Below are 16313 nucleotides of genomic sequence, written 5' to 3' on the forward strand. Positions count from 1 at the left end.
AGCATGAAACAAATTTACTTGCTGCTGTCTTATGTAAATAAGGTAAACTCATTGAAGTTTACTGTGCTGACAGTTTTGATATTAATCTCAAAAAATCCTTTACTGGCCCAAGCACCCATAACTAAAGAATGGGATAAAACTTTTGGGGGTGGTGAATGGGACCACTTTACAACCCTTGCATTAGCTACTGATGGCGGCTATCTAGTAGGCGGTTTTACTGATGCAAATGCTGGTGGCGACAAAAGCCAAAATTCAAAAGGTAGTTGGGATTATTGGGTGGTCAAACTCAATGCCGATGGAACAAAGGCTTGGGACAAAACCTTTGGGGGAGACAGTTCAGACTTACTTTATTCGGCAGTATCAACCTCAGATGGAGGCTTCTTACTCACAGGATATTCTAACTCTACAAAAAAGCCTAATAGCGATAAAACTGAAAACCCTAAAGGTTCCGATTACTATAATGACTATTGGGTAATTAAGCTTAATGCCGACGGTACAAAAGCTTGGGATAGAACTTATGGGGGCGATAAAGATGATCATTTGTCATCCGTCATATCTACACCTGATGGCGGCTTTTTATTAGGCGGCTCCTCTTATTCAGGAAGTAGTGGAGAGAAATCAGAGGAAGCTAGAGGTCTTAGGGATTATTGGATAGTAAAGCTATATGCCGACGGTACAAAGGCTTGGGACAAAACCTATGGAGGAAGTGGAGATGATTTTTCTCCTGTTCTTACAGTATCACAAGATGGCAATTATTTAATAGCTGGCAATTCTAACTCTAGTTCTGATGGTGACAAAACTGAAACTAATAAAGGTAGCTATGACTATTGGATAATAAAAGTTGATACAAATGGTAATAAAATATGGGATAAAACCTATGGTGGGAATGGTTATGACTACTATCCTACTTTGGCCATATCACCGGATGGGGCAATATTATTAGGTGGATTTACTGACTCTGGTATAGGCGGTGATAAAACTGATGCTTTAAAAGGCGGAGAAGACTATTGGGTGCTTAAGCTCAGTCCTGATGGTACGAAGATGTGGGATAAGAGTTATGGAGGTCCAAATCAAGACTGGCTTAAGTCTATAGTGGTGACAGCTGATGGTGGATACTTATTAGGTGGGTGGTCAAGCTCTGCGTCAATGGGTGATAACAGTGGGTCTGGCTATGGTTATTCAGATTATTGGATAGTGAAAATTACTGCTGATGGCACAAAGGTTTGGGATAAGACCTATGGAGGGACTGGTTCTGATATGTTAAAATCTATGATTGCTACAGCAGAGGGCGGATATCTTTTAGGTGGAGAGTCTGACTCGGAGGCTAGTGGAAATAAGGTGGATGGAGTTAAGAGTGGCTGGGACTATTGGGTAGTGAAAATTAATGACAATGGTACTAAGATTTGGGACAAAAGCCTTGGAGGAAGTGCCTATGATAGTTTTCGTACTCTTACTTTGGCTATCGATAATGGATATCTTTTAGCAGGGAGTTCCTCTGCAGGTTCAGGCTCTGGTGCTGGTAGCAATAAATCAGAAGTCTCAAAGGGAGCAACCGATTATTGGGTAGTAAAGCTTGATGTAGATGGCAAAAAGGAGTGGGATAGGACCTTTGGTGGACGAGATGGAGAAGATTTACAAGCTGTAATAAAAACAAAAGATGGAGGTTATTTGCTAGGAGGAAGCTCTGGTTCATATGCAAGCCATGATGTAACTGAAAATTCTAGAGGCATTACAGACTATTGGGTTGTAAAGCTTGACTCTAATGGTAATAAAATTTGGGATAAACGATTCGGAGGAGACGGTTATGATGATTTATATTCATTGGCCGAAACCCCTGACGGAGGGTATTTGCTCGCTGGAAACTCAAACTCAAGTGTCAGCGGTGACAAAACGGAAAATAATAGAAGTAGCTATGACTATTGGATCGTAAAAATTGACGCAAATGGTAACAAAATGTGGGATAGAACTTATGGGGGGAGTGGCTATGAACGCCTTTTTAGTATTCTTACAACACATGATGATAAGATTATATTAGGAGGAGAATCTAACTCAGAGGCAGATGGGGATAAGACTGAAAACTCAAAAGGCACGTTTGATTATTGGGTAGTAAAGTTAAATGATGATGGGTCTAAAATATGGGATAAAACTATTGGGGGAAGTAAAATAGATGTACTTTATTCCATTTCATCTACCCTTGATAATAAATATTTGTTAGGTGGATGGTCAGATTCTGGGGCGGATGGTGACAAGACTGAAAGCTCGGTAGGTGGGGATGATTTTTGGGTTGTCAAAATTGATAGTGACGGAAATATCGTTTGGGATAAGACCATTGGAAGTAGCGGTTATGACTATTTATATTCCATCTCAAAAACTGCAGACGGAGGCTTTCTGCTGGGGGGAACCTCTAGCTCAGAAGTCAGCGGAGATAAGTCAGAGCCATCTAAAGGTGGAATAGATTACTGGGTCGTCAAGATTGATAGTGACGGAAATATCGTTTGGGATAAAACCATTGGAGGGAAAGGGAACGATGATTTACCTTCTATTGCAACGACTGCAGACGGAGGCTTTCTACTAGGGGGAACCTCTAGCTCAGAAGTCAGCGGAGATAAGTCAGAGCCATCTAAAGGTGGAACAGATTACTGGGTATTGAAATATGTGTCTGCCATGGCTCCCACAGTTACTCTATCTGGTACAATCAACTCCCCAAGAGGTACTCCAATAAACAACTCTAGGGTGAAGTTGAAGGGTAGTAATGACAAACAAACCCTTACAACTTCTTCTATTGGTAGTTTCTCTTTTACTCCTACCGAAACAGGTGCCTATAGCCTAGCTCCGGCGAGCAGAGGAGAGATAGACGCGACAAACGGCATCACCACCTTGGATATAGTACAGATTCAGCGCCATATTCTAGGAGTGAAACCGCTTGCAACACCTTACAAAATTATAGCGGCTGATGTAAATAACTCCGGCTCAGTTACCACTTTGGATATTGCGCTTATTCGCTCGCTTATCCTGCACAACAGTACCAGCTTCCCAGGCAATAGAAACTGGGCTTTCGTAAAGAGCGATTTCTTATTCACTGATCCAACCAACCCTTTCCCTTTCGACAGCACCCGCACTTATAGCAAGGTTTCGGAGCTGAGTGATCAGGACTTCATCGGTATTAAGCTCGGAGATGTGAACGACTCCTGGGATGCATCGGTAGCCAGAATAGCTTCTGCCGGAAATCTGTACTTTAACCTGCAGGATCAGCAAGTTAAACCCGGCACAGAAGTAGTTGTACCGGTAACAGTAAGCGACTTCAAGAACGTGAGTGGGTATCAGTTCACCCTGAGTTGGGACCCGGAGGTGCTAGAGTTTTCCAGAGTAGAACATTCCGAGTTGGAAGCTAACTACGGCATGCAGAGTATTAAACAGGGGAAATTAACAACTGTATGGGCGGAGCCGAATGGCGGGAGCCTGAGCTTACCTAACGGTGCAGAAGCATTCAAGGTAAGGTTCAGGATAGTAGGAGGGAGCAAAGCGGAAAGTAAGGTGGAAATAGGCTCGGCGCTTACTAGGAGCGTGGCCTACACCGATGAACTAGAACAGCTCAATGTCCGGTCTGAGCATGCTGTGGTTAAAGTAAAAGCACCTGCTTATTCTCTGTTCCAGAACTATCCAAACCCATTCTCGCAGAACGGAACAAGCATCCGTTTCAGCATTCCAGAGCAGGATGAGGTGAGCATCAGCATCTACAACTCTCTGGGCCAAGTGGTAAAAACCTTCAAGTGTACCTATGAGGCCGGGGAGCACGAACTTCTTTGGGACGGAAAAAACCAGCAGGGACAAAGGCTCAACAGGGGCGCTTACTTCTATCGCATGGAGGCCGGCAGGTTTACAGAGGCCAAACAAGCCATTATTCAATAAGAGCATTTATAAGGGTAGCCGCGGGAAATACTGTGGCTACTCTTCTTTATCTGTTATTCTACCAATACCCATAATCACCCTAAAGCAAAAGCATGAAACAGATTTACTTGCTGCTATTTCTCTTTGTTTTCTTAGGCTGCGGCTCTGCATTTAGCCAAACCTATATCCTGAACGAAGACTTCTCCTCAGCCTCAGAGGCTACTCCTCCAACTGGCTGGGCAAACACAACCGTTACCGGAGTGGCTACAGATAAGTGGCGCTTCGATAACATTGGTAACCGCAACCTGCCTTACCCATTCACGGGCAAGTTTGCCATTTTCGACAGCGACAACTACTCTAAAGCAGACGGTGCCGAGAATGTGATCCTAGAGTCGAAGTTCTTTGATGCTTCTATCAGTAACAATACTTTGATCACCTTTGACCACTTCTTCTCTGGAGGTAAAAATGGTAAAGGGACTTTAGAAGTATACAACGGCAGCAGCTGGAGCATTATTGCTACTTTCACCGATAGTACGGCACTTCCGGAAAGCAAGCTTTATAATCTTTCTTCTAAAGTAGGCGGTGTTACTAACGCGAAGGTCCGTTTCCGCTGGCAGGGTGATGCTTCTTATTTCTGGGCTATAGATAACATCCGGATTTACTCGCCACTCTCACGCGATGGAGGTATGGTGAAGCTTAACTCACCGGAGATGCCTTTCAACTCCGGAAGTCAGGCAATCAAAGTAACCTTAGCAAACTTCGGTATTGATGCATTAAAGAAGACAACGATAAAATGGACAGTTAACGGAGTAGTGCAGCCTTCTAAAAACTGGACAGGTTCTTTGGCTATTGGAGCGACAGAAGAGAATATTAGTCTAGGCAATTTTACTTTCCAGCAGGGCAAGCAGTATCAGTTTAAGATTTGGCAGGAGAACCCGAATGGGCAGCCAGATTTGAATGCGCTGAATGATACCTCGTATGCGACTTTGTATAGCAGCCTTTCCGGCGTCTACACAATCGGCGGCACGTCTCCAGATTTCAAGACCTTCACGGAGGCTGTGACGGTGCTCAACAACGCCGGGATTGTGGGCCCTGTGACTTTCAGGGTCAGGAACGGCACCTACAGTGAGCAGATCGTGATCGGCAAGGTGACGGGAGCCTCGGCGGCGAATCGTATCGTTTTCGAGTCTGAGAGCGGGGACAGCACCAAGGCAGTTCTAAATTATACTATGAACAGCGTGTTAGATTACACCTTGCTTATTAACGGGGGGCAGCATCTCTCCTTCAGAAAGCTTGGCTTTAGAAGAATGGAGGGCAGATACTTGGTTAAGATCGAGAAAGGGAGTCAGTATGTGGGCTTTGAGAACTGCCATTTTGAAACTACTTATTCTCAAAGCGGAATAAATATTGCCGCCTCAGGCAATATAAGAATCTCCCAAAGCAACCTAAGCCAAGCCAAGATAAGCATTGGCAACTCTGGCGAATACCAGGATTATACGCGTGTTAAAGACATCACGATTACGGGTAACACGATAGACAGCTACAGTTTTTACTCAAACGCCATAGAGGCCAATGGCTACTACGGGGGCATCGACAACTTGATTATCGACTCCAACCAGACTACGGGGCAGATTACTTTAGCCAGTGGGCTTAGCAACAGCAGCGTAACAGGCAATAAGATAGGAGCCAGGCTAACCTTTGACAACAATACTTATTATACCGGCACGGGCTATGTCTCTAATATGCCGGGCAACGTGATCTCGGGCAATATTATCACAGCCTCATCTCAGACCGGTACGGGAATGTATGTCACCAATCGCGTAGCCGAGGTGAGCGGCAACACTATAACCGGTGTTACCAACTCCATGGGCATGGGGCTAATCTCATTGAACGGAACTTTGGTGGCCAATAACTTTATTCAGACCCAGGGGCAGGGAACCACCTACGGCATCTCCTTGAGCAACAGCTCAGACGTGAGGCTGGTCTTCAACAGCGTGCACACCACGGGCACGGATCTGAGCCAGGCGCGCGCCTTCCACTCGGCAACCGGCAACAGTAACCTGACGGTGAAGAACAACATCTTCTCAAACTCAGGCGGGGGCTACGCAGCCGTGTTTGAGGCGGCGCCTTCGGGCACAAACGACATCGACTACAACAACTACCACTCCTCGGGCGGCAGACTAGGGAAGTATACAGGCACCGATTACACGTCTCTCTCAGCCTGGGGGCAGGCGGTGAAGGGCGACGCCAACTCCAAATCAGTCAACCCCTTCTTCAAGTCAACAACAGGTCCGAGTGTAAATCATATAGTACTAAACAATGCAGGCATACCTGTTAACGGTATCGCTAAGGACATTAACGGTACCACGCGAAATACGAGCAAGCCGGACATCGGCGCCAAGGAATATACGCCTGCAGCGGTTGACGCAGGCTTGGATGCCTTTGTTTCCCCGACAAGTCCGCTCACCGGCACTTCAGCTCCCGTGAAAGTGCTTCTACGTAACCAAGGCCTAAGCCTCCTTTCTTCTGTGTCCGTTCAGTGGACGGTGAACGGTGTGGAGCAGGCACCCTACAACTGGAGCGGGAGCTTGGCAAACGGCGCGGAGGAGGAGGTTACGCTGAAGACATACACCTTTACGGGTGCCCCGATCTTCAACATCAAAGCCTGGACAAGCAATCCTAACAGTCAACCGGATCCGAACCGTTACAATGACACGGCTTCGGTGAAGAATCTTGTTGCAGCACTTTCCGGCGTCTACACAATCGGCGGCACGTCTCCAGATTTCAAGACCTTCACGGAGGCTGTGACGGTGCTCAACAACGCCGGGATTGTGGGCCCTGTGACTTTCAGGGTCAGGAACGGCACCTACAGTGAGCAGATCGTGATCGGCAAGGTGACGGGAGCCTCGGCGGCGAATCGTATCGTTTTCGAGTCTGAGAGCGGGGACAGCACCAAGGCAGTTCTAAATTATACTATGAACAGCGTGTTAGATTACACCTTGCTTATTAACGGGGGGCAGCATCTCTCCTTCAGAAAGCTTGGCTTTAGAAGAATGGAGGGCAGATACTTGGTTAAGATCGAGAAAGGGAGTCAGTATGTGGGCTTTGAGAACTGCCATTTTGAAACTACTTATTCTCAAAGCGGAATAAATATTGCCGCCTCAGGCAATATAAGAATCTCCCAAAGCAACCTAAGCCAAGCCAAGATAAGCATTGGCAACTCTGGCGAATACCAGGATTATACGCGTGTTAAAGACATCACGATTACGGGTAACACGATAGACAGCTACAGTTTTTACTCAAACGCCATAGAGGCCAATGGCTACTACGGGGGCATCGACAACTTGATTATCGACTCCAACCAGACTACGGGGCAGATTACTTTAGCCAGTGGGCTTAGCAACAGCAGCGTAACAGGCAATAAGATAGGAGCCAGGCTAACCTTTGACAACAATACTTATTATACCGGCACGGGCTATGTCTCTAATATGCCGGGCAACGTGATCTCGGGCAATATTATCACAGCCTCATCTCAGACCGGTACGGGAATGTATGTCACCAATCGCGTAGCCGAGGTGAGCGGCAACACTATAACCGGTGTTACCAACTCCATGGGCATGGGGCTAATCTCATTGAACGGAACTTTGGTGGCCAATAACTTTATTCAGACCCAGGGGCAGGGAACCACCTACGGCATCTCCTTGAGCAACAGCTCAGACGTGAGGCTGGTCTTCAACAGCGTGCACACCACGGGCACGGATCTGAGCCAGGCGCGCGCCTTCCACTCGGCAACCGGCAACAGTAACCTGACGGTGAAGAACAACATCTTCTCAAACTCAGGCGGGGGCTACGCAGCCGTGTTTGAGGCGGCGCCTTCGGGCACAAACGACATCGACTACAACAACTACCACTCCTCGGGCGGCAGACTAGGGAAGTATACAGGCACCGATTACACGTCTCTCTCAGCCTGGGGGCAGGCGGTGAAGGGCGACGCCAACTCCAAATCAGTCAACCCCTTCTTCAAGTCAACAACGGAGCTCCGAGCATACCAACGAGCACTAAACGGTGCCGGTATACCAGTTGCAGGCGTAGTGTTGGACATAGACGGAGAGATCAGAAACAGCTCAGCCCCGGATATTGGAGCAGACGAGTTTATGGTAGACTTTGGTATTACCCGTTTGATCAGCCCAACTTTGGATTGCGACCAGACAGCAACAGAAGCAGTAACGGCTAACATTGCGCAGTTCGGTGATATTCCTTTTACAGACCTGAAGATCGCCTATCAGGTAAACAAGGGCACGATCTATACTGAGACTATAAAAGGCCAGATCAATACAGACATCGCCCATACTTTCCAGCAGGTGCAGAACCTGCTTCAGGACGGGCGCTATGATTTTAAAGTATGGCTGGTGGGCATTCAAGATGATAACGTGAACAACGATACCCTGTATGTGGCCCGCTTCAAGAAGCCAAGACCGAACGCCAGCTTCAACTTCAAGGCAGAATGCGCTGGTGTGGCGGTTTCCTTCCAGGGAAATGCAAGTGTGAACCCTGGTAAGATTGCACGCTACGAATGGGATTTTGGTGACGGAGAGATGGCGCATGAGCAGAATCCGAAGCACATTTTTGCTAAGTCAGGTACCTATACAGTTACGCTGCGTGCTTACTCAGAGGAAGGTTGCTACGGTTCAGTTACACGTGAAGTAACTATTACAACTACTCCAGAAGCCAAGTTCTCTGCGGCTAACTCATGTGCCGGTGCACCACTTACCTTCAAAAATGAAAGTACGGTAAGCGCTGGCACCATCACCTACCTGTGGGATTTCGGCGATGGCACAAGTTCTACAGAGCAGCATCCAACCAAAACATACAGCAAAGCAGGAACCTATAAAGTTCAACTTACTGCAAGCAATAACTCAGGCTGTAGCAATGTATACTTCAAGAATGTGGTAGTGAATGAACTACCTGCTGTTACATTTGCAACTTTCAATCCTGTTTGTGCAGAGGCCCCGGCCTTTAATTTAACAGGAGGCTTGCCAAAAGGAGGTATTTATTCAGGTAAAGGTGTGGTAGATGGTATGTTTAACGCTACGACGGCTGGTATTGGCACACACACCATAATTTATACTTATACAAACGAGAACGGCTGTATCAGTACTGCTACCAACACTATACAGGTGAAGGCATTGCCAACTGTTTCTTTCTCGGGTCTGCCGGCAACTATTTGCTCTAGTGCGGCTGCGGTTACGTTAACTGCTTCGCCGGCTGGTGGTGTTTGGGTAGGTAACGGCATGAACAAGGATGGCGTGTTCACACCGGCCACAGCAGGAGTGGGCACCCATAATGTTGAGTATATTTATTCTGATGCGGGAGGTTGTACAAACAAAGTTACCAAAACAGTAGAAGTAACTTCAGTAACGGGAACATTAACAGCCAGCAGCAACAGCCCTGTAAAAATAGGAGAAACGCTAAACCTGTCAGCTTCTACCATTACAGGCGCTACTTATAGCTGGACCGGTCCGAATAGTTTTACATCAACTTCTCAGAATCCGTTTATAGCAAATGTTACCAGCAAAGCAGCGGGTGCTTATACTGTAACGGCTACAGTAGATGGTTGCAGGATTTCAGCTATAATTGATGTTGTTATCGATCAACCTACTGTAATTGCCAGTTTTAGTCCTATAAATGGAATAGAGGGTACAAGTGTAACAATAAAAGGAAGTGGTTTTACTGGAGCTACCCGAGTTCAATTCCGCAATGCAAGTGCTAATGGTTTTAAAATAGTTGATGATGAAACAATTGTTGTTGCTGCACCAGGTTGTTGTACTGGCCCCATAAGTGTAACTACATCTACTGGTACCGTTGTAAGCAAAGAAGTCTTCACAGTGTTAGATAATACTATTACTATTTCTACATTGCCAAATGGCGCTACCTACTGTGCGGGAGGTTCTATCAATATACCATTTACAGTAACTGGTACTTATACTTCAGGCAACTCATTCACAGCACAGCTGTCTAATGCCTCTGGTAGCTTTGCTTCGCCGGTTAATATTGGCACGATGAGCGGTACAGCATCCGGCACCATTTCAGCAACTATACCTGCAGGTACTACACTTGGCAATGGCTATAGAGTAAGAGTTATATCTGCAAGTCCAGCTATTATAAGTGGTGATAATGGTGCGAACCTGTCTGTACAGAACAAGCCTGCAGCACCAGGTGCTATTACAGGTGTTACTAGCATTTGTAACGGCTCTGAAGTTACCTATACAATCACGGCCGTAAGTGGCGCTACTTCTTATGAGTGGACTGTGCCGAACGGATGGGGAATTACATCTGGGGAAGGCACAACTAGTATAAAAGTAACAGTCGGAAGTACAGGTGGCAACATTACAGTGACCGCAACCAATTACTGTGGCACAAGCAGCGCGAGTACTAAGGCTGTAAGTATAACAACAGTAACCGCCCCTACAGTATCAGCAAACACGCCACAAGTAGGAGAAACCCTTAACCTTACAGCCGGCAGCATCAGCGGTGCAACGTACAGCTGGACAGGGCCATTAGGTTTTACTTCTACCGAGCAAAATCCAACCAGAGCAAATGCTACAGCAGCAATGGCGGGTACTTATTCTGTTACAGCTACGGTAAATGGCTGTACAAGTGCAGCGGCAACTGTTACAGTAACTGTTGGCGAAGCTAATGCGCTAACCATCGCTGTAGATTCTGTTAGCGGAAGCTCTAATGCAGAAGTACTGGTACCAGTACGAGTAAAAGACTTCAAAAATATCCTTTCCATGCAGGGAAGTATAAACTGGAACAGCAGCATTGCCACATTTGTAGGCGTGGAGTCTTTCGGCTTGGAAGGTATGAGCAGCGCAAGCTTTGGTCAAACTAATGTGACTAACGGGCAATTGACCTTCTCATGGCATGAAGCGAGCTCTACGCCAGTTATACTTTCTGATGATGCGGTTATTTTTGCTTTAAGGCTCAAATTGGTTGGAGCAGCTGGTTCGAGTACTGCTGTAACTGTTACAAATACTCCAGTTAAGATAGAGGTGACAAACAATAGCTTTACAGCCATTCCTGTTACTACCAAAGTTGGTGCTGCTATCATAGCAAGTGAGGTTACTGTTGCTGGTACTGTTAAATCTCAGTTGGGTACATCGCTTACCAACGTAACTGTAAGAGCAACAGGTGGGGCCAACAGTAAGTCAATTACAACAGGAGCCTCAGGTGCGTTTAGCTTTGATCTTACAGAGGGCGCCAGTTATACTTTGGCGCCTACCAGACGCACTGAAGTTGATGTGACCAACGGTATAACTACCCTAGACCTGGTGCAGATACAGCGCCACATTTTGGGTATGCAGTCACTGGCATCGCCTTATAAGATTATTGCGGCAGATGTTAACAATTCAGGCTCTGTTACTACCCTGGATGTTGCCCTGATACGTGCGCTCATCCTTTACAACATTACCAGCTTCCCTAAAGAAAGAATGTGGGCCTTTGTGAAGAGCGATTACTCCTTTGCAGATCCTACCATGCCTTTCCCTTACGACAGCACAAGAGTGTATAGCAAAGCTGCTGGTTTAAGTAGTCAGAACTTTATAGGTGTAAAACTAGGGGATGTAAATGACAGCTGGGATGCCTCTACTGCCCGATTGAAGGTGGCTGGTGAAGTGGCCTTTAACATGGAAGATCAACTGACAGCGCCGGGTACAGAAATAGTGGTACCTGTTTCGGTTCAGAACTTCAGTGATGTGTGTGGTTATCAGTTCACACTATCATGGGACCCGAAAGTGCTGGAGTTCTCCAGGGTGGAGCATGCCGGAGTGGAGAGTGTTTACGGAACCCATAGCATCGGCAAAGGTAAGTTAACAACAGTGTGGGCCGAGCCGAACGGCAGAAGCTTAAGTCTGACAGATGGTACTAAAGTCTTCTATGTTCGATTTAAAGTAGTCGGAGAGAACGGAGCGGAGAGTAAAGTGGAGATAGGCTCAGCTCTTACCAAAAGTGTGGCTTACACTGGTAGCCTGGCGCAACTGAATGTGCAGTCGCAGCATGCAGTAGTAAAAGTTAAGGCACCTACTTACGCTTTATTCCAGAATTACCCTAATCCATTCAACAGCCAGACAACCCTTCACTTTGAGCTAGCTGAAGAGCAGGAAGTACAGTTCACAATTTACAATGCTCTAGGACAGGTTGTGAAGCAGATCAGTGGTAAATATGCTGCCGGTGAGCATACTGTTGTCTGGAAAGGAGATGACGGAAAAGGCAACAGGTTAAGCAAAGGAACTTACTATTGCCGCATGCAGGCAGGTAAGTATACAAACGCTGTACAGATCATACTTGCCAAATAAAAAGAAGCTGAAAGAGGAGAATAGATGATGAGGCAGATCTTGTTAATAACTGTGCTTTTAGTAGGCTTCCTAACGGCAGCTGCATCGCATACTTTTGGTCAGGCTACAGAGGTACTGCTTTCTGCAGACTCTGTAGCAGGCCTTCCTGGTACTGAGGTGCTGCTGCCTGTGCGTGTGAAGGGGTTTGATAATGTGATCACGGGACAGGGTACTGTTGCCTTTGATCCTAAGGTTGTAGAGCTGGTAAGTATAGAACAGCACGGGTTAAGCGGTTTAGATGCCTCAAGTTTTAACACAGCTAAGGCCGCCAGTGGGATCATACTATTTTCCTGGGATGATGTCTCTCTAAGCGGACAGTCTTTACCGGATGATGCTATTTTGTTTGCAATTCGCTTTAAGATTACAGGCACCTACGGCGCAAGTAGTAGTATTAATTTTGTTAATAGTCCGACCAGGCTAGAGTTTTCTAATAAGAGTTTTGAGGAGGCAGATCTAAAGCTAGCGAGTGGTAAAGTGCAGGTGCCAGTATATGCCATCAAAACCAGTTCTATGGATGCCAGTGCTTTTTGTGCTGGTAGTAGTATTAGTGTAGCATATACATCCCAGGGTGATTTTCCTGACGGAAATATTTTCTCTGTTGAGCTCTCTGATAGTAGAGGATCTTTTGCTAATGCAACAACCATCGGAAGCGGAGGAGTTAGTCCGATCCAGGTAAGCTTGCCTGCAGATATGGGAGAGGGGGCTGGCTATAGAATAAGAGTTAGTTCCTCGGCACCTTTAGTAGCTGGCAGTGACAATGGAAGCGACTTAGCAATTAGTTTTGTGCCTGCGGCCCCTGTCGTAACAGGAAGCAGCAGCTGTGGTCCGGGAGTGCTAACATTATCAGCTAGTGGGGCTCCAGTTGGAGGAAGCTACCGTTGGTATACAGATGCGAACAGCAACCGGGCCATACACGACCAAAAAGGTGCAACTTACATTACCAGAATCATCCATACTACCTCCACATTTTATGTATCAGCTGTAAACAGTTTAGGCTGCGAAAGTGAAAGGGTGCCAGTAGAAGCACAGATCTATGATTTAAATTCAATTACAGCAGGTCCTGACGAGGAGACATGTATTACAGATGCCCCCTTCATCCCTAAGGGTGTCTCGCCCGCAGGAGGTATCTGGTCCGGAACAGGTATGAATGATGCTGGCCTTTTTGATCCGTCATCTGTAGGTGCGGGTATTTATACTATAAAATATACTTTCACATGTCTTAACGGGAGTATAGGAGAAGCTTCTAAAAAAGTTAGAGTTATAGACCTAGAACATAAACCTGAAATCAAGCAGATAAATGCAGACATACTGGAAGTTGATTTGATCGGCTCCGAATATGAATGGGTAGGCAATGGAAAAGTGTTTACTTCTACAACGAACCGTATTAAGATCGATGAGCCGGGCTTTTATAAGGTTAAGGTGCTTGATAGTGCATGTGCTTCAGTAGATTCTGATATTTTTGTCGCATCTTTTTACTCAGACTATGTGGTATATCCTAATCCAAGCTTTGGAACGGCGACAATATCTGGGCCTACTTTAGATGAGGCACTAGAAATTGAAGTTTATAATACAGTAGGTAAGAAAGTTTTTTCTAAAAGCTTCAGAAGCTTTACCGGGCGAGAGCGGTTGGAGTTGTACCACCTAAGCCCCGATATGTATTTTATGTCGATCAGAACAGCAAATACGAAAAAGATAGTGCGATTTGCTGTTGCGATTTAAGCGTTGTGGTCTGGCTATTATTACTTTCTTATTTTGCTGCTGTTTTGAATCTGTATGTGTGGTTACTGACGTTGAACGATAGTTCGTGCGGTTCGATAATTTCTTAAGATGTTATAGAATGGAGTAATAAATTCATTACTTTTGAAAGTATAAAGAATTTTGTCAGACTAACTTGCTGAGTTCTTTAGAAGGAAGCTAAGCCATGTGTGTCGTTTTGGTAGTGATCAAACGATAACTTTGCAGCTCAATTCTTAAAGGAATCAATTTACTAAAACCATAATGGCAGTTGATATATTAATAGGTCTGCAGTGGGGCGATGAAGGAAAAGGAAAGATCGTCGACGTACTGGCACCAACCTATGACATAGTTGCCCGTTTCCAGGGCGGACCAAATGCAGGTCATACATTAGAATTTGAAGGTACAAAGCACGTGCTGCACCAGATTCCTTCCGGTATTTTCCATCCACATATCAAAAATATCATCGGTAATGGCGTGGTGCTGGATCCTATTGTATTCCGTGCCGAGATGCAGAAGTTGACTGACAGAGGTGTTGATGCTGCCAAGAACTTGTACATCTCAAAGAAAGCATCGCTTATACTCCCGTCTCACAAAGTGCTGGACAGAGTATCAGAAGAAGCGTTGGGGAGTGGTAAAATTGGATCTACTTTAAAAGGCATAGGCCCAACTTATCAGGATAAAATAGGCCGCGTTGGATTACGAGTGGGCGATATACTGGCAGATGACTTTCAGGAAAGATATAACAGGCTGGTAGAACGCCACAAAAAGACAGTGGAATTCTATGGACAACAACTGGAACTAGGAGATCAGGAGCAAACTTTCTTTGAAGCTGTTGCATACCTGCGTACCTTAAACCTGGTTGACAGTGAATATATGATCAATGAAGCATTACAGAGCGGCCAGCGTATTCTTGCTGAAGGAGCTCAGGGTTCATTGCTTGATGTTGACTTTGGTACATACCCTTTTGTTACCTCATCAACTACATTAGTGGCTGGTGCCTGTACCGGATTAGGTGTTGCTCCTAAACATATAGGAGAAGTATACGGAATCTTTAAAGCATACTGCACCCGCGTGGGTAGTGGACCATTCCCGACTGAGTTACTTGACGAAGTAGGAGAGGAGATAAGACAAGCCGGTAGAGAGTTCGGATCTACAACAGGCCGACCACGCCGTTGTGGATGGGTAGACCTACCAAGCCTGAAGTATTCTATTATGCTTAATGGCGTGACGCAACTAAACATGATGAAAGCGGATGTGCTTACAGAGTTTAACACTATAAGTATATGTACACATTATAAGCTTCCTTCCGGAGAGATAACAGATAAAGTGCCGCACTCCTTAGAAGAGGGTAATGTAGAGCCGATATTTACTGATCTGCCAGGCTGGAAGGTTGATTTAAATCAAATTGATTCAGTTGACCAGTTACCAGAGGCATTCAAAAACTACTTAGCTTTTATAGAGGAGCATCTGCAGGTGCCCATAACTATAGTATCAGTAGGACCCGACAGGAAAAGCACACTAAAGAGAGATGCTGTGAATGTAGGCTAGATACAATTCAAAATCATACAAAGCGTCCGGTTCAAAAGACCGGACGCTTTGTTTTTAGAAGCAGTTGACAGGTTAGATGAAATACCTGCCTGAGCAGTGAACTAAAGGGCAGGTGGCGGGGTTATCCTTCCCGCTGCGGGAGTGGAACCCGCTGCGGGAGTGGAAAAGCTAGAGGCAGCGGCCAGGCGGAGCAGCCCCCAGAGAGCATTAAAAAGTAAAGGAAAAAAGTCTTAAAAATATTCTACTTCAGAATCAGCAGCTTAAGTAAAAGTATAAACTTTTTTTAACCCCGGCCCTTGCAAAGTCGAAACTCTTTTCTACTTTTGCATCCCGGTTCGGCAGGAACAGGGGAGTTAGAGGAGGGAAAGGGAGTTTAAAAAGGCCCTTGTAGCTGCTGAGAAGGCAGATCGCTTCCAAAAAAACCTTGAAATTTTTTCACCCCGGGTGTTGCGGATTCGAAAAGAGTTCTTACCTTTGCAACCCGGTTCTGAGGGTAGCTCGGATGGGGAAAGGGAAACAGAATGACTTCTGAAAACTTTAAAAAACTTTCTTGAAAAAGCTTGCAATGAAATAAGAAATGTTTCTTACCTTTGCAGCCCGCTTCAAAAGAGAAGCCCTTCTGGGAGGGGCAGCCTGAAGAGGAAGGAAAGAAAAGAGAGGAAATTCCCTGAAAATAATTGTTGCGGATTCGGAAAAGTTTTCCGACCTTTGCACCCCGCAAAAGAGCAAGCGGCTCTTTAAAGGGAA

At 45.9% G+C, this 16313-nt stretch carries 5 protein-coding genes; 4 read left to right on the forward strand and 1 reads right to left on the reverse strand.

The window, feature by feature from the left end:
- Positions 1-3: 3 nt before the first annotated feature.
- The 4 genes from K0O23_RS14365 (at position 4) to K0O23_RS14380 (ending at position 15566) form a co-directional block, all read left to right on the forward strand.
- A complete protein-coding gene (locus K0O23_RS14365) occupies positions 4-3909 on the forward strand; it encodes a FlgD immunoglobulin-like domain containing protein (RefSeq protein ID WP_219878128.1) in 3906 nt (1301 codons plus the stop codon).
- A 92-nt stretch (positions 3910-4001) separates the two neighbouring features.
- Complete coding sequence (locus K0O23_RS14370; RefSeq protein ID WP_219878129.1) at positions 4002-12242, forward strand: PKD domain-containing protein; 8241 nt, start codon at positions 4002-4004, stop codon at positions 12240-12242.
- A 51-nt stretch (positions 12243-12293) separates the two neighbouring features.
- Positions 12294-14000, forward strand: a complete 1707-nt coding sequence (locus K0O23_RS14375; protein ID WP_219878130.1) for an Ig-like domain-containing protein — start codon at positions 12294-12296, stop codon at positions 13998-14000.
- A gap of 279 nt (positions 14001-14279) precedes the next feature.
- Entirely contained in the window at positions 14280-15566 is a 1287-nt protein-coding gene (locus K0O23_RS14380; RefSeq protein WP_219878131.1) for an adenylosuccinate synthase, read from the forward strand.
- Positions 15567-15939: 373 nt separating this feature from the next.
- Here the strand turns inward: K0O23_RS14380 and K0O23_RS14385 are convergent.
- Positions 15940-16313: hypothetical protein (locus tag K0O23_RS14385; RefSeq protein WP_219878132.1), on the reverse strand; the 374-nt coding region annotated here is incomplete at its 5' end.

The sequence above is a fragment of the Pontibacter aydingkolensis genome (assembly GCF_019443125.1).
Taxonomy (GTDB): Bacteria; Bacteroidota; Bacteroidia; order Cytophagales; family Hymenobacteraceae; genus Pontibacter; species Pontibacter aydingkolensis.

What these genes read in the sequence shown, in the direction of transcription:
- K0O23_RS14370 (WP_219878129.1), top strand. Translation starts at nt 4,002, where the DNA reads ATGAAACAGATTTACTTGCTGCTATTTCTCTTTGTTTTCTTAGGCTGC.
- K0O23_RS14365 (WP_219878128.1), top strand. Translation starts at nt 4, where the DNA reads ATGAAACAAATTTACTTGCTGCTGTCTTATGTAAATAAGGTAAACTCA.
- K0O23_RS14380 (WP_219878131.1), top strand. Translation starts at nt 14,280, where the DNA reads ATGGCAGTTGATATATTAATAGGTCTGCAGTGGGGCGATGAAGGAAAA.